The organism is Exiguobacterium sp. FD-YE-25-4, from assembly GCF_057004685.1.
In genome coordinates, this window is sequence record NZ_CM168041.1 from 2574630 (window position 1) to 2599650 (window position 25021).

A 25021-nucleotide genomic window follows, 5' to 3' on the forward strand; every position below is an offset into this window, starting at 1 on the left:
GGGCGGTCCGTGGACGTCAGTCGGCCACTGTATGGCGGACTGGGCGTGGTTTATTCGGGACGTCATGACAATGGCGGCAACGCGGCTCATACGACTCCGAGGCACCGACCAAGATGACCGGATCCTCGAAACGGGCCGGTTCCCCGTCAATCAATCGTTGCGTCCGGGAAGCCGGCGCCCCGCATGACAGACAGATTGCCTGCAGTTTCGTGACGAATTCGGCACGTGACAACAGTTCCGGCATCATTGTGAACGGCTCGCCTCGGAAGTCCATGTCGAGTCCAGCGCAGATGACACGTTTGTCTTCTGACGCCAATTGCTCAATCACATCGACGATCCCTTCGTCGAAGAACTGAACCTCGTCGATGGCGATGACTTGCGTCTCTTCGTGCACCGCATCGTACAAATCTTGACTCGATTGAATCGGTACGGCCACGACCGAATTGCCGCTGTGGGAAACGACGTTTTCCTCATGGTAACGGTCGTCAATCGCCGGTTTGAACACTTGGACAGGGATTTTCCCGTAATGCGCCCGACGGACACGGCGGATCAGTTCCTCCGATTTCCCAGAAAACATACTCCCACAAATCACTTCTATCCAACCGTAACGGTTCGTCACATGCATCATTCTACTTCGCCCTCTCCTTCGTTAATCGCTTTCCGATTATAACCATCTTTCGGTCACAGGAAAAGGGTTGACTTCTGACAAAAATCGGAACGGCATGCTCCCGTCCCGATTTCGCTTCATTCGTCTGCCGCTTCTTCTTTTTTATTATCAATCAAATGCAATTTTCGAGCGAGCGGTCGAATCGTCAGCCCGTGTAGTGTCACAGAAATAAAGACCAGTCCGATTGTGAGCGGTAGCATTTGCGACGCGTCGTCAATCCCGAGATGCGCCACTTCTTCTGCGAAGAAACCGGCGACTGTCATGGCGACGATTCCACGAGGTGCAATCCATCCGATGAAACCACGTTCGCTGAGCGGAAGCCCGACGCCGATCGTCGATCCATAAATCGCGAGCGGACGAACGAGAAACAAAATGCCGGCAATCGTCAAAAGAAGCGGCCATTGGAAGATGTTGAGCAGTTCATCGCGTGATAACGACGCCGTCAACAGGATGAACACCGACGAGATGAGCAAGATTGAGATGTCCTCTTTAAATGATTGCAACTCCTCGATGATTTCCTCATCCCGATGTTTCGTGTTCGCCATCGTCATTCCCATCGCCGTCACGGCGAGCAGACCGACTTCGTGCATCATGAATTCACTCAATGAGAACAAGATCAAGACGGCCGTCAACGTGACCGAGGCCCGGAGATAGCGAGGGATTTTCTCACCGACAAACCAGCCCATCAACACGTGCCCGAACAAGTAACCGAGACCGATGCCGACGAGGCAAGCGCCCGCGAACAAGAGTTGCATCCACAAGTCCATTCCTTCATAGACGATATAACCGATGCGGATGACGAACAAGCCGAGCAGGGCGCCGACCGGGTCAACGATGATTCCTTCCCATTTCAAAATGGCACCGACCCGATCCTTTAAATGCGCTTGGCGCAATAACGGGATGACGACCGTCGGACCGGTGACGACGAAAAGTGCGCCCATCGTCCAAGCGACAACCCAATGGAGACCTCCGACGTATTGAATCAACAGTGAGGCCCCGACGAACGACAGCGTCACCCCGATCGTCACGATGCGGACGATGGAGCGGCGAAATTGATTGATTTCACTGAAATGGAGGCCGAGGCTCCCTTCAAACAAGATGATAGCGACGGCAAAAGAAATGATCGGGCTATACAGTTCACCGAGCAGTTCTCGCGGGTCGAACAATCCGAGCATCGGCCCGGCCAGTACACCGGCGACCGTCATGACGATGATGGCCGGGATTTGATAGCGCCAGGCCAACCATTGTGACAGAATACCGACGCCAATCAATAAACTGATACTAATCAGTATGAATTCCATAAAAGCCCCCTCACGTCAGTCTTTCGTCTCTTTACCCATCAGAAGACAACAAAAAACCGCCAAGGGCAATCCCTAAGCGGTGTGCATACAAGTTGACGATTAACGTTGGTACTTCTTGTTGAAGCGCTCGATACGACCGTCTGCAGATGCGAATTTCTGGCGACCTGTGTAGAACGGGTGCGAGTCAGAAGATACATCGACACGGATGAGTGGGTATTCGTTACCATCTTCCATCGTGATTGTCTCGTTAGAGTAACGAGTCGAACCAGAGATGAATTTGAACTCAGTCGTCGAGTCCATGAATACGACTTTACGGTATTCTGGGTGGATTCCTTGTTTCATTGCTTTTCAACTCCTTCGGCCCTAAGTATTCTTTCAACCTAGAGAAAGTTCACTAGAATATAATAGCACCCGGCTCACGGATTTACAAGTCTGTTTTCGTTTTTTTCACCGGGCGTCGACTCTTTTTCTTATCGGCCTCAAGCGCCGCAAAAAAGTCGAGGTTCGTTTTCGTTTCGCGGACCCGCCGCAAGAACTGATCGACGAAATCTGGCGACTCGTTCATCGTCCGTCGAATCGTCCAAAGCGAGTCGAGCTCGCCTTTGCCGAGCAGTAATTCTTCCTTGCGCGTTCCCGAACGACGGATGTCGATGGCCGGGAAGATTCGGCGTTCCGCGAGCTTCCGGTCGAGATGGAGCTCCATGTTGCCCGTCCCTTTGAACTCTTCATAGATGACGTCGTCCATGCGTGACCCTGTGTCAACGAGCGCCGTACCGAGGATCGTCAAACTGCCGCCGTCCTCGATGTTACGGGCCGCCCCGAAGAACTTCTTCGGTTTATGGAACGCGGCCGGGTCGATTCCGCCGGAAAGCGTCCGTCCGCTCGGTGGGACAGACAAGTTATACGCTCGTGTCAGACGCGTGATCGAGTCGAGCAGAATGACGACATCCTTCTTGTGTTCCACGAGACGCATCGCCCGCTCTAAGACGAGCTCTGAAATCCGGGCGTGGTTCTCCGGTGTCTCATCAAACGTCGAGTAGGCGACATCTGCGCCCGGCACCGAGCGCTGGATGTCCGTCACTTCTTCTGGCCGCTCGTCAATCAAGAGAATGATCAACTCGACGTTCGGATGGTTCGTCGTGATCGAGTTGGCAATCTCTTTTAAAAGCGATGTCTTCCCGGCTTTCGGCGGGGCGACAATCAACCCACGCTGTCCAAATCCGACAGGCGCGATCATGTCCATGACGCGGACCGACAAGTGATTCGGCTCTGTCTCGAGCACCATCTGCTGTTCCGGGTAAATCGGCGTGAGCGCCGGGAAGTAATCCCGATTCCGAGTCGAGTCGGTCGTCTCACCGTTGACCGCTTCGACACTGAGCAGCCCTTGGAACCGTTCATTCTCTTTCGGTTTCCGGACTTTCCCCGTCACGAGGTCCCCGTTGCGAAGATTAAAGCGCCGGATTTGCGAGGCGGCGATGTAGATGTCTTCAGACGATTGAGAGTAGTTGATCGGTCGGAGGAAACCGAAGCCTCCATCATTTTGGGACTGCGGGTTTGGCGGGATGATCTCAAGGATGCCTTCGAGGAAATAAAGATCTTTCGATTCAGCCTGTGATTTTAAAATCCGAAACATGAGCTCGCGCTTGCGCGCCTCTCGATATTGGGGCACGTTCACTTCTTTCGCGATCTCATATAATTCTTTCAACGTCTTCGTCTCGAGTTCCCGAAGCGTGTAATTTTTAGCCGGTTCTGTCGCTTGACTCATTCAAGTCACCTGTCTTTCATGATTCTATATTTCAAAAATAAACGTTCAATCCTCATTCATCTAATCACAATTTTGTCGAGCCGTCACTGTTTGAAAAACGGCTTCATGACAGTCTATTCCCCTGTTGTTGAAAACATAACAGTCTTTTTCCTTTCTATGTAACAAACAAGTCTCTATTCTCGCATATTGTTTCAAATATGTTACAAGAAAACCGTTTTTGTCTCGCGATTGAAAAATGCCATCGGTCTTGCGCATGATATAGTTTATTTGCACAGGAAACCGGGTAACATACGTAACTTGTGCTCTAATCTTGTTTATACACATCGATCATATACAGCCACTTAGGGTTTTATTTTAAAAAACGGAGGGAACTATATTATGTTAAAGCGTTTCGCATCTATCATTGTCGCTGCCACTCTCGCTTTCTCGGGTCTTGCTTTCACAACAGGTGAACAAGCAGAAGCCGCTACTGGAACATTCGCTTACTCGAAAGTTAACGGCTTGAACATCCGCACAGCACCGTCGCTCAAATCGAAAGTCACGACAACGATGAACAAAGGCCAACGCTATACATACCTCGGTAAAGTTGGTTCGTTCTACAAAATCAACTACAAAGGGTCTCACCGTTATATCTCAGCTTCATCGACATATACGTACTTGAAGCCAAACACGAAAACAGCGACTGCGAAGAAAGTAACAACGTCTTCTACATCAAGCGCTCGTACGAAACTCGTCGCCGAGTCGAAGAAGTACCTTGGTACACCTTACCGTTACGGCGGAACGACAACTTCAGGATTTGACTGCTCAGGTTACACAGGTCATGTCTACAAGAAAGCCATCAACAAATCGATCCCACGTGATTCACGTTCGCAATACGCAAACTCGAAAAAAGTTTCGAAGTCAGCGATTCAAGCCGGCGACCTCGTGTTCTTCTCACACAACGGCCGCACGATCCAACACGTTGGAATGGCACTCAGCAAAACACAAATGATCAACTCTGAAACTGGCGGCGTGAAATACGCGAGCTTCACATCAGGTTACTGGGCACCACGTTATGTCGGTGCAGGCACGTACCTCTAATTCAAACGATCAAACGACCCGGTTCATAGGAACTAGGTCGTTTTTTTCGTCTCAACGTTTCGTAATACCGTATCCGTGCTCGTCAACACCGAGAACGTCCCATCCGTCTCCAAGACGACAGCCTCGACTTGTTCGAAATCCGTCCCGCTCGATCGAATCGCCTGCAACACTTCGATCTCGAGCACCCGTTCCCGGCGCATCGTTTCCTCTAAATATGCCCCGTCATAGTAAAGCAGTGCCGGCGTCGACTTGATCAGTTGATTCACACGTTTCGAGCGGGTCGCCAATTTGGCCATGACGTATTGCATGAACACAAGCGTCGCAAACGCGGTCAGTCCGTTCAGCAGCGGCGTCTGGCGACTCGTGAGTGTCGTCGCCAAAATTGATCCGAGCGCCACGGTGACGATAAAATCGAAAGCGTTCATTTTGGCGAGTGTCCGCTTGCCGGAGACGCGCAAGATGAGGATGATCGCCAAATAGGCTCCCACCCCGGTCAGTATGATTTGTAGCATCGTTCGCAGTTGGTCCATCGTCTCCCTCCTTCTCTACTGCTGTTCCACGAAGCGCATCGATTCAATCCCTGTTCATCTTCCGTTCATCTGGATTCGCTACGATGGAGCCATCACCTTGAAGGAGTTGTTCTACGTCATGGAAAAGATTTGGAGTCTTCGTTTGATTCGCCTCGCTGCGCTGTTCGGCGTCATCGGGACGGCGCTCGGGTCGCATATGTCCGGTGCCGGCAGTTATGCCTTTCGTCCGATTCATGCCCATATCTTGCTCGCCGGTTGGCTATCGGTCTTCGCCTGGGGCGTCTTCTATCGCTTGTATGCGGTCCGGAACCAATTACTCGTCACGATTCACGGATGGACGGCTGTCATCGGATCAATCGGATTGACGAGCGGAATGTGGCTCTATACGATGAACCCGTTCCAATGGAATGAGACCGTCACCCTCGTCTATTTCATTATCGGGGGCACGGTCTCATTGATCAGTTTCATTCTGTTTTTGATTGTCACGTTTATGATCGACCAGGACGAGCGGGGTTAAACCCTGCTCGTCATTTTTGTTTTAAGGCGCCGCGCGCATTCGTCGCTGCGAATACGACCATGATGACGCTCATCGCCCCGGCGACGGCAAGTCCAGCCGATAAGGCGCTCCAATCGATCGTTGGTTGCGTCAAGACGGCACGCATCCCTTCAAAAATATACGTCGTCGGATTGAACGTCGCCGCCACTTTCAGCCACTCGGCCTCAATCAACTCTTTCGGGACGAACGTCGTCGACAAGAAGATGAGCGGGAAGAACAAGAGCGTCCCGGCCTGGGCAGCCTGAGCGTTCCGTGTTTTCAGCGCGACACCGACCGAATACCCGGCAAAGCCAAGACCGAACCCGATGGCGAGCAACACCGTGAACAAAAAGCCAGGCAGACCGACCGGAATCGACAAGCCGAGCAAGAACGCGACGCCGAAAATGAGGAGTGTCTGAACCAGCAGTTGCAACATGCCGGCGATCATCGGTCCGAGCACGATTGCCGTCCGCGTCGCTGGCGTGAGGAGCAACCGGGCGAAGTACCCGCTCTCGATATCACGGACGAGCGCTTGTCCCGTCCCACCGGCCCCACCGACCGCCCCTGAGACGATGGAGACGGGCAAGATGAAGTTCAAATAGGCGCTCCCATCAAACTGAGGAAGCGAAGCGACACTCGACAGTCCGCTCGTGTAAACCAGTAAGAAGAACACCGAGATGATCAAGTTCGGGATGAATGAGAACGGATTTCGAATCGTCGTGACGAGACTCCGTTTCGTGAAGAGCCATGTCTCAGTCCACATCGGGCACACCTCCTTCGTATGACTCGCCGGTCACTTTCAAAAAGACGTCGTCGAGCGACGGTTGCTTCACGGTCAAACGTTCCGGTTGAAGCGAACGCTCATCGAGTTGGCGCACGACTTCCATCAACGTATGGTCGACGAGCTCGAACGCCACGTGTTGCCCGGTCGCCGCATGACCGAACAGCGCAGCGGCTGCGGCCGCTTCTTGATTGCTGTGAAACGTCATCGCAATCGTCTCGCCGCCGACGAGTCGTTTCAACGCTTCGGCCGTCCCTTCACTGACGATTTTCCCATGATTGATGATGGCGATCCGGTCGGCCAGTTCATCAGCTTCTTCTAAGTACTGGGTCGTCAAGAAAATCGTCGTGCCGAACTCCTCGTTGAGCCGTCGAACCTCGTTCCAAATCTCGATGCGGCTCGCGGGATCGAGCCCGGTCGTCGGTTCATCTAAAAACAAGACGGTCGGTCGATGGACGAGCGTGAGCGCCAAATCGAGACGGCGCCGCATCCCGCCCGAATACGTGCCGCTTCTCCGGTCGGCCGCCTCGGTGAGCGAGACGACACGGAGCAGTTCCTCGGCGCGCGTCTCCGCCTCTTGTTTCGTCATCTTGAACAACCGCCCTTGCAAGACGAGCAGTTCCCGCCCGGTCAATACTTTGTCGATCCCGGTCTCTTGTAGGGCGACCCCAATCGATAGGCGAACGTCTTTCTCTTGTTTGACGACATCGAATCCGTTCACCCGCGCCTTACCCTCGGTCGGACGGACGAGTGTCGTCAACATTTGCACGGTCGTCGACTTCCCGGCCCCGTTCGGTCCTAAAAATGCGAAGATTTCCCCTTCCTGGACCGAGAACGAGATGCCATCGACGGCAGGGACATCTCCGTACGTCTTGACGAGTGACTCCACTTCAATCATCCTCACACACCTCCTGCCCTTCCTTTCCCGTTCTGCGTGCATTATAAATATGTAGGAACACATCAAAAAAGCCGCGGACATCACGTCCGCGACTCGAGAGAATTAAGGTTTCATGACCATTTTTGGTTTTTTCTTCAAGGAGTGGATGCCTTCGACGAAGCGGACCGTCCCTGACTTGGCACGCATGACGACCGAGTGCGTCTGACCGCCCTGTCCGGTGAACTGTACGCCGCGGAGCAACTCCCCGTCCGTCACGCCCGTCGCCGCGAAGATGCAGTCTTCACCTTTGACGAGGTCGTCTAGAAGCAAAATCCGGCCCGTGTCGGCGATGCCCATGTCTTGGCAACGCTTCTCTTGGGCTTCGTCTTCAGGAAGCAGACGGCCTTGGAAATCACCGCCGAGGCACTTCATCGCGACGGCCGCGATGACGCCTTCCGGCGCTCCGCCCGAACCGAGCAACAAATCGACCCCCGTTTTCGGGAACGCCGTGTTGATGGCCGCGGCCACGTCACCGTCTGGAATCAACTTGATGCGAGCACCCGTCGCCCGGACGCGTTGAATCATCTCTTCGTGACGGTCACGATGTAAGATCGTCACGACGACGTCTTCGACGTTCTTGTTCTTCGCCTTGGCGACGATGGCGATATTCTCTTCAATCGAATTATCGAGACTGATCAATCCAGCCGCTTCCGGACCTACGGCAATCTTGTCCATGTACATGTCCGGCGCGTGGAGCAAATCACCGGCATCGGCGACAGCGAGGACGGCGAGCGCTCCCCACGTTCCGGTCGCGACGATGCTCGTCCCTTCGAGCGGGTCGACGGCGACGTCGAGACGTGAGCCGTATCCATTCCCGACTTTCTCACCGATATAGAGCATCGGCGCCTCATCCATCTCACCTTCACCGATGACGACGACCCCTTTCATCGGGATCGTATCGAACACTTCACGCATCGCGGTCGTCGCCGCGTCGTCCGCTTCTTCTTTCAAGCCTTTACCCATCCAGCGAGCCGAAGACAGCGCTGCCGCTTCTGTGACCCGGACCAATTCCATTGATAAACTACGTTCCACCCGAATTCTCCCCTTTGTTACTCGGACACCTCATCGACCCAGGCGAGGGCGCCGAGTTGTTTTAGTTTGCCGACGAAATCGACATAAGAATCGTTCAATTTTTCCGCATGGATCACCGTGGATTCGCCACTCGCCTGAAGTCCTGCCAAGACGAGTGCCGCCCCGCTCCGTGCGTCCGCACATTCCATCTCCGCATTGGCGAGCGTCGACCCACCACGGATGACGGCCGAAGCGTCCTCGAGCGTGATCTGTGCGTTCATCCGTCGCATTTCCGCGATATGGCGGAAGCGTTGGGCGTACAGTTTATCCGTGACGACACTCGTCCCGTCTGCTTTCAACAGCGCGGCCGACATGATTGGTTGCAGGTCGGTCGGATATCCCGAATAGTGGAAGACGCGAATATCGATCGGACGGAAGGCGTTCGCCCGTACTGTGATCGATTCCTCGCCCACTTCGACTTCAGCCCCGTAATCCATCAACTTTTGGATGACACCTTCTAAGTGGGTCGGGATGACGTTTCGAACCGTCACTTCCCCTGCCACCGCACCAAAAATCATAAATGTCCCGGCCTCTAAGCGGTCAGGAATGAGTGTGTGCGTGCAGCCGTGTAATTTGTCGACCCCTTTAATGCGAATCTCGTCGGTCCCTGCCCCGATGACATGTGCCCCCATCGAAGTGAGCATCGTCGCGACGTCGACAATTTCCGGGTCGATGGCCGCGTTCTCGATGACGGTCGTCCCGTCTGCGAGTACGGCCGCGAGCATAGCGCTCACCGTCGCCCCGAACGAACGAAGGTCGAGATAAATCCGATTCCCTTCCAACTTTTCAGCGTTCACATGATAGAGTCCCGATTCGTTCTCGACTTTAATCCCGAGACGTTCGAGTGCTTTCAAATGTAAATCGATCGGTCGTGGACCAATCGCATATCCACCGGGAAGCCCGACGGCCCCTTTCCCAAAACGAGCCGCAAACACCCCGAGCAAATAGACAGCGGCTCGGACTTTACGCGTTTCTGAGCCGAGTAGCGGCATGGCGACAGCGTCTTTCGCATGAAGCGTCATCCGCTCCCCGTCCCGTTCAATCGCGACCCCGAGTTCTTGTAATAGACTGAGCATCACTTCGACGTCCTCGATCACGGGGACGTTTTCAATCGTCACCGGTTCTTCCGTCAACAGTGCTGCGACGAGACAAGGCAAGGCGCTCTGTTTGGCACCGCTAATGTCGACTGTTCCTTCAAGCTTTTGCTGTCCTACGATATGGAGAATTTCCACGATGATCAAACCTTTCTGCGACAAACTTATTTGGATTGAGCGTTGTTCCAATCCGCTAAGAATTGCTCGATCCCTTTGTCAGTGAGCGGATGTTTCATCATCTGTTCGATGACTTTATATGGTACCGTGGCGATGTCAGCGCCAAGAAGGGCTGCTTTCGTCGCGTGAACCGGATGGCGAACGGAAGCCGCGATGATTTCCGTCTCGATCCCATGAATGGCAAAGATATTGGCAATCGTCTCGACAAGGTCGAGGCCATCTTGACCGATATCATCCAAACGACCGATGAATGGCGAGACGTATGACGCGCCGGCCCGAGCCGCAAGTAACGCTTGGTTGGCGTTAAAGATGAGTGTCACGTTCGTCTTGATGCCGAGCTGTGAAAACGTATTGACCGCTTCCATGCCTGCTGGCGTCATCGGTACCTTGACAGTAATATTCGGCGCGATGGCCGCAAGTTCCTTTCCTTCTTCCACCATACCCGCTGCGTCGAGCGCAATAACTTCCGCGCTGACTGAGAGATCCCCGACGATCTCACAGATTTCGCGTAGCCGTGTATGGAAATCGACGCCTTCTTTGGCGACGAGCGATGGATTCGTCGTCACGCCCCCGATGACGCCCATCTGATGAGCTTTCTTGATGTCTTCCACGTTTGCCGTATCAATGAAAAAACGCATGTACAATTCCTCCTCGAATGGTGTTGTGATCGCTTACACTTCTTATTATGAGGAAATTGTCATGGAATTGCTACACCCTTTACGTCAATGCGGCGATGGCGAACATCGATCCGATGAGTAAACCAACGCCGACAAGCGTCCCCACTGCCGTCCATCGTTTCACGTTTTTTTGTTTTGTCTCATACTCTTGATACGGCCCTTTCTTCAAGCGCTCCGATCCATGCGTCTCGATCCAAAGTCCGACCGCGGTCTCTTCGTCGGTCACGAGGTTGCCTGTATACGTGAACGGGATGATTTCTTCGGGTCGACGGAGCATGTCGAACCGCTCCCGCCGTGTCGCGATGTTCGCCCCGATCCAGTAGAGCCGTTTCGGTGTATAGAAAACTGGCACGCTATCTCCGATAAAATACTGAATCCACTGTTCGAACGCGGCGAGATCGCGTTGGTCGAACAAGATTTCCATTGAATCCTCCTCGGTCATGATGGCGAGCATCGGGCACAACTCAATCGTCCGTCGTCTATAGGGATGCGGCATGGCCGCTTCTGTCTTTCGGACGATGGCCGGGAAGAAGACGACTTGCTTGATCGCATCGAGCGGGAACGATTGCTCGACTGACTCACCTGGCTCGTGCCGATACGTCGTCCCCTCAATATGTGTCGCGGTCACTTGATAGTGCGATTGGTGCCGCTCTTTCCAGAACAGCTGGCGAAACAGTTGCAAGAACCGATACACGCCGTAACCGCCGAGTGCAGTGAGTGACAACAGCGGAATCAACCACGGTTTCGGATTCATGAGGATGAGAATGACCGGCAGCGCGGCAAAGGCCAACGTTATACCAATTATAATGATGGGACCGACGATATAAAAAATGCGCCAAAATGATTCTGTCGAACGTTCTTGATACTTCATGCAAACTCCCCCTTTTCATCTATATACGGTACCCTAACCGCTTACGTTTCAATAAAAAAAGCCGGTTCTCACAGGGAGAACCGACTGATGTGACAGGATTATGCTTGGTTGCTTGAACCGAACTCACGCATTTTGCCAGTAACGACGTTGTAGATCGCTTCGACACCAGGGCCGATGACTTTACGTGGGTCATATACTTTCGAGTCCGTGTTGAGCTTCTCACGTACGGCACGAGTCCATTCTTGTTGGCACTCTGTGTTAACGTTGATTTTGCTGTGACCGAGCTCGATTGCTTTTTTGATTTGGTGCTCAGGAATACCTGAACCGCCGTGAAGAACGAGTGGAGTTTTAGTCGCTTCTGCGATTTCTTCCATCTCTTTGAAGCCGAGTTTTGGCTCGCCTTGGTATTCTCCGTGTACAGAACCGAGTGCTGCCGCAAGAGCGTCAACTTTCGCTTCTTTAACGACACGTACACACTCGTCGAGGTCAGCGTATTGTACGCCGCCGACAACGCCGTCTTCTTCGCCGCCGACTGTGCCGACTTCCGCTTCAACTGAAGCGCCTTTAGCGTGTGCATATTCAACGACTTGTTTCGTCATTTCGATGTTCTCTTCGATCGGGTGGTGTGAACCGTCGATCATAACAGACGTGAAACCAGCGTCGATCGCTGCTTTACACTTGTCGAAAGATGAACCGTGGTCGAGGTGGATTGCAACTGGAACAGTGATGTTGTAGTCGTGCATGAGACCTTCAGTCATTTTAACAACTGTTGTGAAGCCACCCATGTACTTCGCTGCACCTTCTGATACACCGAGGATAACTGGTGATTTCTCGTCTTCCGCAGCGCGAAGAATCGCTTGCGTCCACTCGAGGTTGTTGATGTTGAATTGGCCGACTGCATACTTGCCTTCGAATGCTTTGTTAAGCATTTCTGTCATTGATACTAATGGCATAATGACATCCTCCTGTCTGTTCGCTATTGTGCACTATGGGAAAAGTGCTCCCGTGCAATTCGTTCCCATTATAACACACGTCGAAACGTGTGCCTATGCTATTCGGGCATAGAAATGGCTCTGCGCAAGCGTTTACATATGTCATCTTCGTGACGAATCACTAGATTTTTAGGACTTCTTTCACTTTTTCAATCATGCCATAAATATCGAACGGCTTTTCAAATTGCGCGGTGATGCCCAGGCGTTGCACTTCTTCGAGTGTCGATTTCTCGCCGAACGCGGTCATGATCATGACCGGGGTATCAATGTCTCGTTGACGCATGTTTCGAAGCACCTCATGGCCGAACATGCGCGGCATGTTCATATCGAGCAATACTAAATCATATCCGTTCTGTTCAAGCTTTTCCCAAGCGCTCAGTCCGTCATTCGCCGTGTCGACCTCAATGCCGAGGTTTTGGAACACCTGCGCCAACATCAACCGAATCCCGTCTTGGTCGTCTGCGATCAACATCCGTGACATCCATCTACCTTCTCTCCATATTTTGCAATACTCTAACCATACCAAATCCAATTTCATTTGGCGACGCGACTATTTTGAAATCAAGGCAACGGTATCGCTACCGGTTCATCGGTCTGTTCGTCCTTCAGCTGGGCCGGCACTTCCGACTCGGCTACCGGTTCGTACGCGGTCACCCGTCCCTCATCTTTGACATATACTTTCAAAAAATCACCTTCAGCCAAGCGCGTCGGGTCCTGGAACGTAATCGGGCGTTTTTTCCCATCTTCGTCATAGCCGATCATCTCATACGTGTATGTCGTTCCTCGGTCGATCACTTCCGCACTCGGTACTTTCGCGTAGTAGACGTCGGCAAAGAGCCGATTCGTGTCGACGAATTGCCAGCCGAGAAATAAGATGAGAACGATGCCACTAATCGTAAGTCCTCGTTTCATCGCATATCCCCCACTCTCCTCGTTTCCATCTTGTTCAATACCATCGTGTCCCCATTTCTAAACACTCGGCACGCTGATATACTGAACACATGAAACGAATAGGAGCTAAATCATGAAACAATATTTGTTATACGTGTTGTTCGTCTTGGCGCTTGGAAGCATGGTCGCACTTGTGGTGAACGTCTTCGGGGAAGACCAAGAAGAGACACCGCTCGCCGCGGCCATCGAGACCAATCTCGAGGAATTGCCGGAGACGTTCGCCGTCTTGTCCGAGACGTTCGATGAGCCAATCGCAGACAGTGACATCGCCCGCATCAAAAAGCTGGCTTCTAACCCGGACCTCGACGAAGCGGACGTGCACGCGCTCGGCACAATCGATGTGATCTTCGAAGGACGACCGACCACGCTGACACTCGAAACAGAAGTGTACCGTGAGGACGGTATATATCTTTATCTTTATTTGCTCGGCGAACCGGACGTCGTCGAGGCGCTCGACGAACGCATCATGGCGTACTATGAAGAACTGGGCATATGAAAAGGAACCTCGCCGCGGCGAGGTTCCTTTTGGTTCATTATTCAACGGTCACTGGGACAACGGCGAGATCAATCTCTTTCTCGACTTCGGCCCGTTCTTCGGCGAGACGAGCGTCCGACCATTTGAAGACATCAGCCATGCAACGGAGCACGCCGTCTTTATAGTCGCGGACGAAATCGATGTCGAAGAACATCGCCCCGGTCCGGCGTACGAGGAAGTCGATGGCCCGAACGACCGACTCTTCTTCAATGCCGTACATGAGTTGTGCATAGACGTACTCTGGAAGGTCGTACGCGTTCGAGTCCATCCGCTCGATGACACGATCGATGTTCGATCCGTATAGACGAACGAGCTGCTCGGCTTTGACGTCATCGAGACCAAGGTTTTTCAGTTCAGCCTTCTTCTTCGTCAAGAAGTCATCGAACCCTTTCGAGCCACCGACATGGCCGCCCGACATCGGCATATGCTTCGTACGCGAGGCGAGGAAGACGATACCTTCTTCTTGTTTGAGCAGTTTCGCCACTAAATCGACGACTGTCTCTGACATCTTGCGGTAACCCGTCAACTTCCCGCCGGCAATCGTAATCAAACCGCTCTCTGACTGCCAGACCTCATCTTTACGTGAAATCTCAGACGGGTCTTTGCCTTCTTCATAGATGAGCGGACGAATCCCGGCCCAGCTCGACTCGACGTCGTCTGCCGTCACATTGACATCTGGGAACATATAGTGGATCGCCTCTAAAATATAGTCGCGATCCTCGGTCGTCATACGTGGGTGAGCCTTATCCTTATCGAAGAACGTGTCCGTCGTCCCGACGTACGCCTTGCCGTCACGTGGAATCGCGAATACCATCCGTCCGTCCGGTGTATCGAAGTAAATCGCTTGCTTGAGCGGGAATTTCGATTGGTCGATGACGAGGTGAATCCCTTTCGTCAAGCGGAGCATCTTCCCTTTGTTCGAGCCGTCCTGCTCGCGGAGCACGTCGACCCAAGGTCCGGTCGCATTGATGACTTTCTTCGCATAGACCTCATACGTCTTACCGTCGATTTGGTCCTCGACGTGCACGCCGACGACTTTGCCTTGTTCATAGATGAGACCGGTCACTTTCGAGTAGTTCATTAAGAGGGCACCGTGATTGGCCGCCTCTTTCGCAACTTCAATCGTCATCCGAGCGTCATCCGTCCGATATTCGACGTAATATCCGCCACCGACAAGACCGTCTTTTTTGACGAGCGGTGCTTTTTGAATGACTTCATCCGGTTTCAACATCAAGCGGCGCTCTGCGCGTTTGACGCCGGCCAAGAAGTCGTACACCATCAAGCCGACCGCGGTCGAAAGTGGTCCGAACGTGCCGCCCTTATGCATCGGCAACAGCATGCGCTCCGGTGTCGTGACGTGTGGCCCGTTCTCATAGACGATTGCCCGCTCTTTACCGACTTCGGCGACGAGTGCGACTTCGAACTGTTTCAAATAACGTAAACCTCCGTGGACGAGTTTCGTCGAGCGGCTCGACGTTCCGGCCGCGAAGTCTTGCATCTCGAGTACGGCCGTCTTCATCCCACGGGATGCGGCATCGAGCGCAATCCCGGCACCAGTGATGCCTCCGCCGACGACGAGAATATCATGGCGTTCCCCCGTCAATTGTTCGTATCGTTTGGCACGTTCTTTCGCTGAGAAATTTCTGATTTCCATCTTGTCCCCTCCTATAATGAATCCGGTCAGATGTATATGAAAAGAGACCACAACAAAACAAGGCTTCGCCCCCCATGTCGTGGTCTCTCTGTAGTCTCCAACCGGTTATCAACTTTTCTCCTGTATTATACCCTATTCTCACGTCTTCAACCATCGACCCGCTCACCAAGTGTGCAACGTGCTCCTCAGAAAGCGTCCTGCTCGCAATTTCGAAAAGAGACGACTAGACTTCAAGGTATCACCAACAAGGAGGAGTTTTTATGAAACGCATGTTACAACCTTTCCAATTTAAAAACGGCGTCGAGCTCCACAACCGGCTCGTACTCGCGCCGATGACGCACTATTCGTCTGAACCGACGGGTGAAGTGTCAGAGCACGAACTCGCCTACTACCGGAAGCGGGCCAAGAACGTCGGACTCGCCATCACGGCATGTGCTTACGTGACCGAGGACGGCAAAGGGTTCCCGAACGCTTTCGGTGTGAACGACGACAAGTTCATTCCAGGGCTGCGCCAGCTCGCCGAAAGTCTAAAAGCGGAAGGCGCGAAAGCGATTCTCCAAATCTTCCATGCGGGACGCATGTCTCCTCCGGAACTCGTACCGAACGAACAACCGGTAAGCGCAAGTGCCGTCGCACCGGTCCGTGAAGGGGCCGCCACTCCACGTGCCCTCGAGACCGAGGAAGTCGAAGCCATCATCGAGGCGTTCGGCGATGCGACACGTCGTGCCATCGAGGCCGGCTTTGACGGTGTCGAGATTCATGGGGCGAACACATACTTGATTCAGCAGTTCTTCTCACCCCACTCGAACCGACGCGACGACCGCTTCGGCGGCGACGTGAACGCACGTCTCACATTCCCGCGTGAAGTCATCCGCTCGGTGAAACGTGCGGCCGAAGGCACAGACGACTTCTTGATCGGTTACCGCTTCTCACCGGAAGAAGTCGAGGAGCCGGGTATCACGCTCGACGATACGGACGTATTGATCGATATGTTGCTAGAAGAAAACCTCGATTACCTCCACGCCTCGCTCTGGAACTTCAACATCGGTTCAATGCGGAACGAGAACGTGACGGAGCGGTCGATTGATCGCATCGCCAAACGCATCAACGGTGCCATCCCGCTCATCGGAGTCGGACAGCTCCAGCGCCCAGGTCAAGTCGAAGACGCACTGAACGTCATCGACCTCGCCGCGCTAGGCCGCGAACTCATCATCGACCCGGATTGGCTCGAGAAAGTGAAAGACGACCGAGAAGACGAAATCGAGACCGAACTCGACTTGAACAAGCAAGCCGAACTCGCCGTACCGGCTCCGCTCTGGAACGCCATCACGACACGCGCCGGCTGGTTCCCAATCAAAGACCAAGCCGTCAAATAAACCACGATCCGCAGACTTCACGTCTGCGGATTTTTTTGTTTCCACCCAATCCATCGAGCGGTGTGAGAAATAAGATGTGCCACGGACACAATTCCGTCACATTTTTCATCTTTTTCACCACTCCTTTCGTGTTGACCTAACTTTGCAAGCCTTCTCCCCCTTCGTAAGCTAAGGACAGGAACCGTTTCCTCCATGAGACTGCTGGACAAGCCACGCTTGCGCCACGCCTGTCTGTTTGACCGTCTTTTGAAAGGGGCATATGATGTATGACAAAAAAGCCAATCGATCTCGATGCGTACAACAAACAGCTCAATCAACACCAACAGCGGACGAAACAAATCGCTGAAACGTATCGACAAAAAAGCAAGGAACTCGAACACCACCTCGAATCATCCACTCGTTCCCGTGAAGAAACGCTCGCACGAGAAATCGCCGAGTTGAAACAAGCGACCAAGCGGAACGTTCCACGCGATAAATAAACAGTTCCGAACTGTACGACGAAAGAAGTGAATCATCCGGTGGAAAACAAAATCAAGCGCCAATTTCTGAATCACCTGCATCGTGACAAAAATTTGTTCGATGATTTTCAGCATGTGGATAACTTTTATACGCTCGACCAACAAATCGTCAGCGCGCTCCGCAGCGCCCACCCGATTCGGGCCGAGCAACTGCTCGAGACGCTAACACTCGACCTGCTGAAACTCCCGGTCGCGGATGAATATATGAGTGTCCGTTTCTATTACCGCGGTCTCGTCTATCACGTCATCCGCTTGATCCCGGTAGATAATCCGAACGTCCAGACCGCACTCAATTACACGAGCGCACTTCTCACCTTAATCGATGAACTGACGACGACGCTCGATTTTCTCTACGCCATTCCCGTCATTGTCGACCATTTGACGAAAATGATGGCGTTTCTCTCCCCTCCCGTCTCGACCAATCCGAACGTCACGACGGCCATCCATTTGATTGAAGACCACTTGAAAGAACCGACGTTGTCACTCCCGTGGATCGCCCAGCAAACCGGGTTGTCGAACAATTACTTGTCGGCTCTGTTCAAACAGGAGGTCGGCGAGAGTGTGCCCGAACGGATTCGACGACGACGCATCGACGCGTCCATCGCCGACTTGCTCGGGACGAACTTACCGATTTGTGCCATCGGTGAGAAATATTGTTTCGCCTCGTGCACGGCCTATATCAATACGTTCAAGACATATAAACAAATGACCCCGCTCCAATACCGCCAACTGTTCCACATATGAAAAGCGCTAAGCCTCTACCGAGACTTAGCGCTTTCTGTCATCCATTCTTCTCGCAACATGCCCATGCGAATCGAGTCGTAACGCACGTCGTCGACGACGCGCACCTGACGAATCCGACCTTCGAGTCGCATGCCGACCTTCGTGGCTACTTTCATCATCCGCTCATTGCCCGACCACGTCGTCAATCCGACCCGGACCGTCGGCAACGTCTGAAACAGATGGCCGACCCACAGCTTGAGCGCCCGCGTCCCGATGCCCCGATTCCAGCGATCGGCTTGATGGAGGATGATCCCGACCTCGAGCCAGTTCTGTCCGGCGTCTTCATAATAGAAGGAAACCGTCCCGTAGACGGTCCCATCGACCTCGATGACCCACATGTCGTCACGGCCGACGTGCTCGTCGGCGCTCTCACGATACACCTCATACGTTTGCGCCCGATGTTCAAAATACGGGGCGTCCCACTTTTTAAATTCTGGCGCCTCATCCCTATACATCAATTCCCATAACCGATCCAAGTCGCGAACTTCAATTGGTCGAATCAGTAACTCCTCATCACGAATCATACCCTCGTCCTCTCTATCTGTGCTGCTATACTCTTTCAAGCTGTCAGTTCGAATTCCCTTTTTTCCGTTTCCGCCAGACGAGCGCCAAGATGAGAAGCAAGAGACTCGCCGTCACCGAGACGATGGCGAACGGACTCGCACCGGTGATGAACAATTCGCCGAGCGAGACCGAATAGGCGAGACCGAACGACGTGACGAGCTTCGCCCCAATCGCAATCAACGCGAATCGAGGGAACGGTACTCGGCTGAACCCAGCCGCGAGACAAATGATCTCGTCAGGCAAGATCGGAATGATGAACAAGACAAGTAAGACACCGAGACCATATTTGTCCACGTACCGGTCATACGTCGCGAGCTTGTCGGCATCGATGAGACGCATGATTCGTTCTCGTCCGAACCGGGCAAGTCCGTACATGACGAGAATGCCGAGCGTCGTCGCGACGCTTCCAATCAAGGCCGCTCGGAGCGGCCCAAGGGCGACACTGCCGATCGGGACACTGACCGCCTCCGGGACCGGGAGCGCGATCGGTTGCAGGAAGCTGAAGGCGGCGAACAACCACATCGCCTGGTCCTCGTACTGTTCGAGCAGACGCTCGAGCCCGTAAGAATCGTATAAAACGAGACCGAACGAGACGTAATACACGAAGACGAACAATAGGAACAACGTGAACGTGACTTTGAGCATCTGTTTCAAGTACGTATTCGACCCTTCACGAATCGACCGCAACAGACCGATCGACAGTGCGAGCAACACGATCCCGGTCCATCCAAGTTGATATGGGAGCAATAGCGTCGGCAAGACGACGAACGGCAACAGGCTGAGCGCGACGAGCGCGCCTCCGTATCCGATATACACCATCATTCGTTTCTGCATGTCGCATCGCCCTCTCCCCGTTCTACTCTTAGTGTACCCGGATTCCTGCCTCGATGTATCCATCTGGGGCTACGGAATGTATCAGCCTTTTGCCCGAGAAAAAAGGCCACAGTCTGATGAGACTGTGACCTGACACTCACTCGCCGAGTGAAGCTTGGATGAAATCGTGGAACAAGCGTTGTGGACGCTCCGGACGCGAAATGAGTTCTGGATGGAACTGCGACGCGACGAACCACTTGTGCTCTGGAATCTCGATGATTTCGACGAGACGGCCGTCCGGGCTCGTTCCTGAGAACTTGAACCCTTCCGCCTCGAACGCCTCACGGTACTCGTTGTTGAACTCGTAACGGTGACGATGGCGCTCGTAGACGAGCTCTTGATTGTACGCCGCATGTGCTTTCGTACCTGGCTCGAGCTTACATGGATAAAGGCCGAGACGGAGCGTGCCGCCGAGGTCCTCGATATCTTTTTGCTCTGGGAGAAGGTCGATGATCGGGTAGTCCGTCGTCGGATCGATCTCCGCCGAATGGGCGCCATCGAGCTTCAAGACGTTGCGGGCGAACTCGACCGTCGCAAGCTGCATGCCGAGACAAATCCCGAAGAATGGGACGTTGTTCTCACGGGCATAACGTGTCGCTTCGATTTTCCCTTCGATTCCGCGTTCTCCGAATCCGCCTGGGACGAGAATCCCATCAGCATCCCCGAGAATCGTCTCGACGTTTTCCGCCGTCACGTCTTCTGCGTTGACCCAATCGATATCGATGTCCGCGTTGAAGGCGTAACCGGCGTGTTTGAGCGATTCCGCGACCGAGATGTACGCGTCACGAAGTTCAACGTATTTCCCGACGAGGGCGATTTTCACTTTCTTCTCGAGGTGCGTGACCGTATGGACGAGTTCTTTCCAAGCCGTCATATCCGCAGCTGGCGTGTTGAAGCCGAAGTAGTCGTTGACGAGTTGGTCCATCCCTTGTTTTTGAAGGTTGAGCGGTACTTCATAAAGGGTTGATGCGTCTTGTGCCTCGATGACCGCTTCTTTGCGCGTGTCACAGAACAAGGCGATCTTTTCACGCATATCTTCCGGGATGTCGTGCTCGGTACGGAGGACGATGATATCCGGTTGAATCCCGTAACTGCGAAGCTCTTTGACGCTGTGTTGCGTCGGTTTCGTCTTCATCTCACCGGCAGCACGAAGGTAAGGGACGAGCGTACAGTGGACGTACATGACGTTCTCTTTGCCGATGTCGTTCTTCACTTGACGAATGGCCTCAATGAACGGAAGCGACTCGATGTCCCCGACTGTTCCACCAATCTCTGTGATGACGACATCTGCATTCGTCTCGCGACCGGCGCGGAAGACACGGTCTTTAATCTCGTTCGTGATGTGCGGGATGACTTGGACCGTACCCCCGTTATAATCGCCACGGCGTTCTTTTTTCAAGACCGTCGAGTAGATGCGACCTGACGTCACGTTGGCGTTTTGCGACAAGTTGATGTCGATGAAGCGCTCGTAGTGACCGAGGTCAAGGTCCGTCTCAGCGCCGTCATCTGTGACGAACACCTCGCCGTGCTGGTACGGGCTCATCGTCCCTGGGTCGATATTGATATATGGGTCAAACTTTTGAATCGTCACGTTCAAACCTCGGTTTTTGAGTAGACGTGCGAGCGAAGCGGCTGTGATCCCTTTACCGAGTGAAGATACTACCCCACCTGTTACGAAAATATACTTTGTCATCATCATTCTCCTCTCTTGAATGCCACAACGGGAAACGAAAAAACAAAAAAAGCAAAAGTGCCCCCACTGAAATGGAGGACACTTTTGCTGCATCGTTACGTGCTAAACTAGCCCATGACTAATTTACGTCAGAGACGATGCAGTCGTCAAGTCATTATTTTTTCTTTTTTTCAACTATCAAAAAGAAAAAGAGACACGCCTAGCCGGGACAAATGCCCGGCTTTTTGCGGTCTCTTATAAATCATCCTCGTCTTCAAGGTCGAGGTCGTCGTCCAAGTCTTCGTCCTCGAACTCGTCAAGGCCTTCCACTTTTTCGGCTTCATCCTCGGCATCGAACTCAGATGCGTCAAAATCTTCACCTTTTGCAAAGACGTCAAGGTCGTCTTCAATGTCGACGATGCCTTCATCTGTCTCATCGATCTCTTCTTCGAACTCATCGAGCTCACCGCGTTGGCGTGCTTCGATGACGAGATCTTCGTCTGACTTATCGAACGGATACCAAACACGAAGCGCCCAACGGTTAGCTCCCAAGTTGACGAATAGTCCGTCGATGTTCATGTCCGTGTAGAGTTGCGCGATTTTCTCGAGCTCTTCCTCTTCACTTGCGAACGTATAGTTTTGTCTGATCAGCTCACGGATCTCATCAAATGACACTGGTTGCTCGCCAGTCTTTTGAAGAATTTCGTAAACGAAATCGATCAACGATTTATTCATTAAAGGACACTCCTTTTCCGTCACTAGTTAAACATCACTCCTCATTATAAACAAAACCGATATGAAAAAGCTAGAGGAAATTATTTTGAAGTTTCAACGGTTTTTTGGATGCTTAACCAATAGAGCGTAATCAATCCAACGTTGAAGATCCACGTCAAACCGAGCACCCCGAGCATCCAATCGCGTGGGACTTTGAAGGACAACTCCGCATTGACGGACTGGCCAGTATATAGGCCGTAGGCGAGCAATCCAACCATGAGCGCGGAATACGCGACGACCATCCCGAACCGTTTCCATAGCTGCAGCAGCAACGAGGCAAACTCTTTATTGCCCCCATACGATGCATATAGATAGACGTGACCCGCACTCGCATACATCGTCTGGACGTACCCACTCACAAACAAGACCGGGATGAACACGAGCGGCTCCAAGAATCCGAGGAAGAATAGCAACGACGTGGCGAGCAGGACGTAATACGGATGACGCGCCACGTCGAACACACGGTTCAATAATATCCAGCCGATGACGCCCGCCAAGAACGGCATGAACACATAGAAGAAGAGCACTTGAAACGAATATAGGGCCAGACTGACGAATACGGCGCCAATCAACGTCCAACCGCCGAACAATCCAACGACGAACGCGAGCAACTGGACTTGCCGTGTTTTGGTCGCACTGACATACGTTCTCGTCCGCTCCTGGAACAATACCCATCCGACGTACCCGAGCAGAATAATCATCAATAAAAAGATTTCCACGTACCCGCTCGCCCCTTCCAACAGGCTGAGGAGACGGCTCACCAACGTGAACACGGTGACGGTGATGAAGGCAAGCACGAACTTCCCGGTCTCCCACGTCCACGTCGCCGTTTTCTCGAGCGGCAACTTTCTCACGAACAGCCACGGCAGGATCAGACTGATGAGGAAGAGGATGACAGCCTCGTCATATGATCGACTCAACACATAAGAGAAAACGATGATCCAGGCAACGAGAGCGAGTACGAGCGGGAGCGAACTCCCTTTCTGATTCGTCGCCTCGTCTGCGGTGGACAGTTCCTTTAGCTGTGACAAAATCGTCGTCATAATCGACCCGACACCGATCGATCCGACACCGACAAGAAAGGCGCTCAATTCGATGGCCCAGCCAAACGGCCACAAGAAGCAGACAAGGCCCGCGACCAAGACGGTCAGCGCCAGTAAAAATGTCTGTTTTGAGCCAAGGCGACCGATGATATACACCCATAGAAGCAGTCCCGACATACTCGCCACGTAAAAAATCATGAACGGGATCAATCGTCCTGAGCCTTCTTCCACTGCCATAAGTGATAAAAATAGGATTTGGGGCAAAATTTGACTGCTGAGGGCACTGACAATCGTCAATAACATGACCGTGTTCTTCAAACGGAACACCTCATTTCTCAAAAATGGCCGAATCCATCTCTCTTTCTCCTCTTTCCCGCTTCTAGTGCGAAAACAACCAGCTTCATCGCACATCGATTTCTCAGTTTTTTCACATGTTTGCCGATATAAAGGAGAACGCTATTTTAGCTGTATGAGAAAAAGGAGAATGAATCATGGCACTGTTCCGTAAAGCAAAACCTGCCGCCTATGCCGCGTCGATCGGCTTTCCCGATGTGGCGACGATCGCGCAACCAAACGACCCAAATTTGAACGGACGCACCCATTATATGGGCTATACGGCGTCGCAAGTGAAACAACTTCAAAACATGGCCCCGCTCGTCGAAGCGGTGTTAGATGACGTCCTTGAAAACGTGCTCGACCACTTGATGTTGCAACCCGAGATGGTCCAACTCGCCAACGCCTCATCGACGCGTGAGCGTCTGAAAAAGGTATTCGCCGACTACTTCCGTAGCCTGTTGACCGGAAAGATCGATGACAAGTTCCTCGCCATGCGCAAGCGGATGGGGCAAACGCATCATCACTTCTCGGTACCGGTCGTCTGGTTCCTCGCGACGTATTCCGCCTTCAACACGTTGCTCATCCCAAAAATCGTCGAGGCGTATCAACACGACCCGGCCACGATGACTGAGTCGCTCCTCGCTTTGTCTCACGCGATGAACTTGGACGCTCAAATCGTCACCGAACAATATGTCGACGCCCGCCTCGATGAAATCGAATCGGCGAACTTCGCTCGGGCGGCGCTACTTCATGACGTGAGCCGCGTCAGCACAGAAGTCGCGACGACGATGGAACAGACCGGTCACGCCATGTCCGAGACGAGCAAGCGGGCCCATCAAGTCTTGTCCGAGACCGAACAGACGGAGAAGATGAGCCGACATTTGATGAACTTGACGCATACGAACGGCGAACAAATCGAACAGATGGAGACCGAGTTCAAGCAATCGGCGACGTACGTCGATGCCTCGCTCGAACGGATCACCGCCCTCAAGGACGGTTCACAAGACATCGTCAGCATGACCCGGAGCATCGAACAGATCGCCAACCAGACGAACTTGTTAGCGTTGAACGCATCAATCGAAGCGGCCCGAGCCGGTGAACACGGTAAAGGTTTCGCCGTCGTCGCGACCGAAGTGCGCACGCTCGCCGAGAATGCGAAACAGCTGAGCAGCCAAATCAACGTCCTCATCCATGAGAATGAGACGAACATCGCCGCCCTACTCGACCAGATGGGACACATGCATCGGACGAACGACGAGGCGATGCGTCAACTCGGTGCCGTCAAAGCTGGCTTCTCGACCGTCAAAGACGAGATGGGCAATTACGTCCTGTCGTTCGAACGAAACAAGCAAGACCTCGGCCAAATGGTCGAGACGATTTCAGCCATCAACGAGACGACGCAAGGCTTATCGCACTTGACGTCTTCTTTACTAGCTACGTCCGAAATGCACTGACGACAAAACA

Annotated in this window: 27 protein-coding genes; 7 read left to right on the forward strand and 20 right to left on the reverse strand. The window is 53.0% G+C overall.

What is annotated here, in order from left to right; all coding sequences use genetic code 11:
• Positions 1-16: 16 nt before the first annotated feature.
• The 4 genes from AC13H5_RS13160 to rho all read right to left on the reverse strand — a co-directional run bounded on the left by AC13H5_RS13160 (position 17) and on the right by rho (position 3733).
• Positions 17-628 carry a thymidine kinase gene (locus tag AC13H5_RS13160; RefSeq protein ID WP_483545993.1) on the reverse strand — a complete coding sequence of 204 codons (612 nt, stop codon included), beginning with the start codon at positions 626-628 and terminating at the stop codon, positions 17-19.
• Positions 629-744: 116 nt separating this feature from the next.
• On the reverse strand, positions 745-1968 hold the full coding sequence (locus AC13H5_RS13165; RefSeq protein ID WP_034779247.1) for a cation:proton antiporter: 1224 nt from the start codon (positions 1966-1968) through the stop codon (positions 745-747).
• Positions 1969-2067: 99 nt separating this feature from the next.
• The gene (locus AC13H5_RS13170; RefSeq protein WP_021066109.1) at positions 2068-2310 is read right to left on the reverse strand and encodes a type B 50S ribosomal protein L31; all 243 of its coding nucleotides are present in this window, start codon (positions 2308-2310) and stop codon (positions 2068-2070) included.
• Positions 2311-2392: 82 nt separating this feature from the next.
• Positions 2393-3733 (reverse strand): transcription termination factor Rho, encoded by a 1341-nt coding sequence (gene rho, locus AC13H5_RS13175; RefSeq protein ID WP_214753683.1) that lies wholly within the window; start codon positions 3731-3733, stop codon positions 2393-2395.
• Positions 3734-4111: 378 nt separating this feature from the next.
• Here rho and AC13H5_RS13180 point away from each other — a divergent pair, with 378 nt between their 5' ends.
• Positions 4112-4813 carry a C40 family peptidase gene (locus tag AC13H5_RS13180; protein ID WP_034779250.1) on the forward strand — a complete coding sequence of 234 codons (702 nt, stop codon included), beginning with the start codon at positions 4112-4114 and terminating at the stop codon, positions 4811-4813.
• A gap of 32 nt (positions 4814-4845) precedes the next feature.
• Here the strand turns inward: AC13H5_RS13180 and AC13H5_RS13185 are convergent, their stop codons facing one another.
• A complete protein-coding gene (locus tag AC13H5_RS13185; RefSeq protein ID WP_483545994.1) occupies positions 4846-5343 on the reverse strand; it encodes a DUF421 domain-containing protein in 498 nt (165 codons plus the stop codon).
• Positions 5344-5461: 118 nt separating this feature from the next.
• Here AC13H5_RS13185 and AC13H5_RS13190 point away from each other — a divergent pair, with 118 nt between their 5' ends.
• Entirely contained in the window at positions 5462-5860 is a 399-nt protein-coding gene (locus AC13H5_RS13190; protein WP_214796689.1) for a hypothetical protein, read from the forward strand.
• A gap of 10 nt (positions 5861-5870) precedes the next feature.
• Here AC13H5_RS13190 and AC13H5_RS13195 read toward each other — a convergent pair whose 3' ends face one another.
• From AC13H5_RS13195 to AC13H5_RS13235, 9 genes are all read right to left on the reverse strand, one after another.
• Entirely contained in the window at positions 5871-6641 is a 771-nt protein-coding gene (locus AC13H5_RS13195; protein ID WP_138858765.1) for an ABC transporter permease, read from the reverse strand.
• Complete coding sequence (locus AC13H5_RS13200) at positions 6631-7557, reverse strand: ATP-binding cassette domain-containing protein (RefSeq protein WP_483545995.1); 927 nt, start codon at positions 7555-7557, stop codon at positions 6631-6633. Before AC13H5_RS13200 ends, AC13H5_RS13195 begins: the two co-directional genes overlap by 11 nt.
• A 102-nt stretch (positions 7558-7659) precedes the next feature.
• The gene (gene glpX / locus AC13H5_RS13205; protein WP_029594665.1) at positions 7660-8628 is read right to left on the reverse strand and encodes a class II fructose-bisphosphatase; all 969 of its coding nucleotides are present in this window, start codon (positions 8626-8628) and stop codon (positions 7660-7662) included.
• 17 nt (positions 8629-8645) lie between these two features.
• The gene (gene murA / locus AC13H5_RS13210; RefSeq protein ID WP_483545996.1) at positions 8646-9899 is read right to left on the reverse strand and encodes a UDP-N-acetylglucosamine 1-carboxyvinyltransferase; all 1254 of its coding nucleotides are present in this window, start codon (positions 9897-9899) and stop codon (positions 8646-8648) included.
• Between the two features lie 26 nt (positions 9900-9925).
• On the reverse strand, positions 9926-10576 hold the full coding sequence (gene fsa, locus AC13H5_RS13215) for a fructose-6-phosphate aldolase (protein ID WP_034779261.1): 651 nt from the start codon (positions 10574-10576) through the stop codon (positions 9926-9928).
• A 79-nt stretch (positions 10577-10655) separates the two neighbouring features.
• The gene (locus AC13H5_RS13220; RefSeq protein WP_034779264.1) at positions 10656-11486 is read right to left on the reverse strand and encodes a hypothetical protein; all 831 of its coding nucleotides are present in this window, start codon (positions 11484-11486) and stop codon (positions 10656-10658) included.
• Positions 11487-11584: 98 nt separating this feature from the next.
• Positions 11585-12439 (reverse strand): class II fructose-1,6-bisphosphate aldolase, encoded by an 855-nt coding sequence (gene fba / locus AC13H5_RS13225; RefSeq protein WP_021066099.1) that lies wholly within the window; start codon positions 12437-12439, stop codon positions 11585-11587.
• Positions 12440-12599: 160 nt separating this feature from the next.
• Positions 12600-12959, reverse strand: a complete 360-nt coding sequence (locus tag AC13H5_RS13230) for a response regulator (RefSeq protein WP_034779266.1) — start codon at positions 12957-12959, stop codon at positions 12600-12602.
• A gap of 80 nt (positions 12960-13039) precedes the next feature.
• On the reverse strand, positions 13040-13390 hold the full coding sequence (locus AC13H5_RS13235; protein ID WP_034779268.1) for a YxeA family protein: 351 nt from the start codon (positions 13388-13390) through the stop codon (positions 13040-13042).
• A gap of 112 nt (positions 13391-13502) precedes the next feature.
• Here AC13H5_RS13235 and AC13H5_RS13240 point away from each other — a divergent pair, with 112 nt between their 5' ends.
• Complete coding sequence (locus AC13H5_RS13240) at positions 13503-13925, forward strand: hypothetical protein (protein ID WP_483545997.1); 423 nt, start codon at positions 13503-13505, stop codon at positions 13923-13925.
• Positions 13926-13962: 37 nt separating this feature from the next.
• On the opposite strand, the gene AC13H5_RS13245 is transcribed toward AC13H5_RS13240, so the two are convergent.
• Positions 13963-15618: a glycerol-3-phosphate dehydrogenase/oxidase gene (locus tag AC13H5_RS13245; RefSeq protein WP_034779272.1), complete on the reverse strand. Its 1656-nt coding sequence runs from the start codon at positions 15616-15618 to the stop codon at positions 13963-13965.
• 260 nt (positions 15619-15878) lie between these two features.
• On the opposite strand from AC13H5_RS13245, the gene AC13H5_RS13250 reads away from it, so the two are divergent.
• The 3 genes from AC13H5_RS13250 to AC13H5_RS13260 all read left to right on the forward strand — a co-directional run bounded on the left by AC13H5_RS13250 (position 15879) and on the right by AC13H5_RS13260 (position 18256).
• On the forward strand, positions 15879-16994 hold the full coding sequence (locus AC13H5_RS13250) for an NADH-dependent flavin oxidoreductase (RefSeq protein ID WP_233004765.1): 1116 nt from the start codon (positions 15879-15881) through the stop codon (positions 16992-16994).
• A 266-nt stretch (positions 16995-17260) separates the two neighbouring features.
• Positions 17261-17473 (forward strand): hypothetical protein, encoded by a 213-nt coding sequence (locus tag AC13H5_RS13255; RefSeq protein ID WP_034779277.1) that lies wholly within the window; start codon positions 17261-17263, stop codon positions 17471-17473.
• A gap of 114 nt (positions 17474-17587) precedes the next feature.
• On the forward strand, positions 17588-18256 hold the full coding sequence (locus tag AC13H5_RS13260; protein ID WP_214823354.1) for a helix-turn-helix transcriptional regulator: 669 nt from the start codon (positions 17588-17590) through the stop codon (positions 18254-18256).
• A 14-nt stretch (positions 18257-18270) separates the two neighbouring features.
• Here the strand turns inward: AC13H5_RS13260 and AC13H5_RS13265 are convergent, their stop codons facing one another.
• The 5 genes from AC13H5_RS13265 to AC13H5_RS13285 all read right to left on the reverse strand — a co-directional run bounded on the left by AC13H5_RS13265 (position 18271) and on the right by AC13H5_RS13285 (position 23539).
• Entirely contained in the window at positions 18271-18819 is a 549-nt protein-coding gene (locus tag AC13H5_RS13265; RefSeq protein WP_483545998.1) for a GNAT family N-acetyltransferase, read from the reverse strand.
• A 43-nt stretch (positions 18820-18862) separates the two neighbouring features.
• Entirely contained in the window at positions 18863-19693 is an 831-nt protein-coding gene (locus AC13H5_RS13270) for a TVP38/TMEM64 family protein (RefSeq protein WP_483545999.1), read from the reverse strand.
• A 136-nt stretch (positions 19694-19829) separates the two neighbouring features.
• Entirely contained in the window at positions 19830-21425 is a 1596-nt protein-coding gene (locus tag AC13H5_RS13275; RefSeq protein ID WP_034779284.1) for a CTP synthase, read from the reverse strand.
• A 234-nt stretch (positions 21426-21659) separates the two neighbouring features.
• The gene (gene rpoE, locus AC13H5_RS13280) at positions 21660-22139 is read right to left on the reverse strand and encodes a DNA-directed RNA polymerase subunit delta (RefSeq protein ID WP_021066088.1); all 480 of its coding nucleotides are present in this window, start codon (positions 22137-22139) and stop codon (positions 21660-21662) included.
• A gap of 80 nt (positions 22140-22219) precedes the next feature.
• Positions 22220-23539 carry a hypothetical protein gene (locus AC13H5_RS13285; RefSeq protein WP_483546000.1) on the reverse strand — a complete coding sequence of 440 codons (1320 nt, stop codon included), beginning with the start codon at positions 23537-23539 and terminating at the stop codon, positions 22220-22222.
• 173 nt (positions 23540-23712) lie between these two features.
• Between AC13H5_RS13285 and AC13H5_RS13290 the strand changes: the two genes are divergently transcribed.
• Positions 23713-25011 (forward strand): methyl-accepting chemotaxis protein, encoded by a 1299-nt coding sequence (locus AC13H5_RS13290; RefSeq protein WP_483546001.1) that lies wholly within the window; start codon positions 23713-23715, stop codon positions 25009-25011.
• Positions 25012-25021: the final 10 nt, after the last annotated feature.

Bases quoted from the DNA above. Each gene is read 5' to 3' on its own strand.
- AC13H5_RS13190 (WP_214796689.1), top strand. From the start codon at position 5,462: ATGGAAAAGATTTGGAGTCTTCGTTTGATTCGCCTCGCTGCGCTGTTC.
- AC13H5_RS13220 (WP_034779264.1), bottom strand. From the start codon at position 11,486: ATGAAGTATCAAGAACGTTCGACAGAATCATTTTGGCGCATTTTTTAT.
- AC13H5_RS13245 (WP_034779272.1), bottom strand. From the start codon at position 15,618: ATGGAAATCAGAAATTTCTCAGCGAAAGAACGTGCCAAACGATACGAA.
- fba (WP_021066099.1), bottom strand. From the start codon at position 12,439: ATGCCATTAGTATCAATGACAGAAATGCTTAACAAAGCATTCGAAGGC.
- AC13H5_RS13290 (WP_483546001.1), top strand. From the start codon at position 23,713: ATGGCACTGTTCCGTAAAGCAAAACCTGCCGCCTATGCCGCGTCGATC.
- AC13H5_RS13265 (WP_483545998.1), bottom strand. From the start codon at position 18,819: ATGATTCGTGATGAGGAGTTACTGATTCGACCAATTGAAGTTCGCGAC.
- AC13H5_RS13235 (WP_034779268.1), bottom strand. From the start codon at position 13,390: ATGAAACGAGGACTTACGATTAGTGGCATCGTTCTCATCTTATTTCTC.
- rho (WP_214753683.1), bottom strand. From the start codon at position 3,733: ATGAGTCAAGCGACAGAACCGGCTAAAAATTACACGCTTCGGGAACTC.
- AC13H5_RS13170 (WP_021066109.1), bottom strand. From the start codon at position 2,310: ATGAAACAAGGAATCCACCCAGAATACCGTAAAGTCGTATTCATGGAC.
- AC13H5_RS13275 (WP_034779284.1), bottom strand. From the start codon at position 21,425: ATGACAAAGTATATTTTCGTAACAGGTGGGGTAGTATCTTCACTCGGT.
- AC13H5_RS13270 (WP_483545999.1), bottom strand. From the start codon at position 19,693: ATGCAGAAACGAATGATGGTGTATATCGGATACGGAGGCGCGCTCGTC.
- fsa (WP_034779261.1), bottom strand. From the start codon at position 10,576: ATGCGTTTTTTCATTGATACGGCAAACGTGGAAGACATCAAGAAAGCT.
- AC13H5_RS13255 (WP_034779277.1), top strand. From the start codon at position 17,261: ATGACAAAAAAGCCAATCGATCTCGATGCGTACAACAAACAGCTCAAT.
- AC13H5_RS13185 (WP_483545994.1), bottom strand. From the start codon at position 5,343: ATGGACCAACTGCGAACGATGCTACAAATCATACTGACCGGGGTGGGA.
- AC13H5_RS13200 (WP_483545995.1), bottom strand. From the start codon at position 7,557: ATGATTGAAGTGGAGTCACTCGTCAAGACGTACGGAGATGTCCCTGCC.
- AC13H5_RS13165 (WP_034779247.1), bottom strand. From the start codon at position 1,968: ATGGAATTCATACTGATTAGTATCAGTTTATTGATTGGCGTCGGTATT.
- AC13H5_RS13230 (WP_034779266.1), bottom strand. From the start codon at position 12,959: ATGTCACGGATGTTGATCGCAGACGACCAAGACGGGATTCGGTTGATG.
- AC13H5_RS13250 (WP_233004765.1), top strand. From the start codon at position 15,879: ATGAAACGCATGTTACAACCTTTCCAATTTAAAAACGGCGTCGAGCTC.
- AC13H5_RS13160 (WP_483545993.1), bottom strand. From the start codon at position 628: ATGATGCATGTGACGAACCGTTACGGTTGGATAGAAGTGATTTGTGGG.
- AC13H5_RS13180 (WP_034779250.1), top strand. From the start codon at position 4,112: ATGTTAAAGCGTTTCGCATCTATCATTGTCGCTGCCACTCTCGCTTTC.
- AC13H5_RS13240 (WP_483545997.1), top strand. From the start codon at position 13,503: ATGAAACAATATTTGTTATACGTGTTGTTCGTCTTGGCGCTTGGAAGC.
- rpoE (WP_021066088.1), bottom strand. From the start codon at position 22,139: ATGAATAAATCGTTGATCGATTTCGTTTACGAAATTCTTCAAAAGACT.
- AC13H5_RS13195 (WP_138858765.1), bottom strand. From the start codon at position 6,641: ATGTGGACTGAGACATGGCTCTTCACGAAACGGAGTCTCGTCACGACG.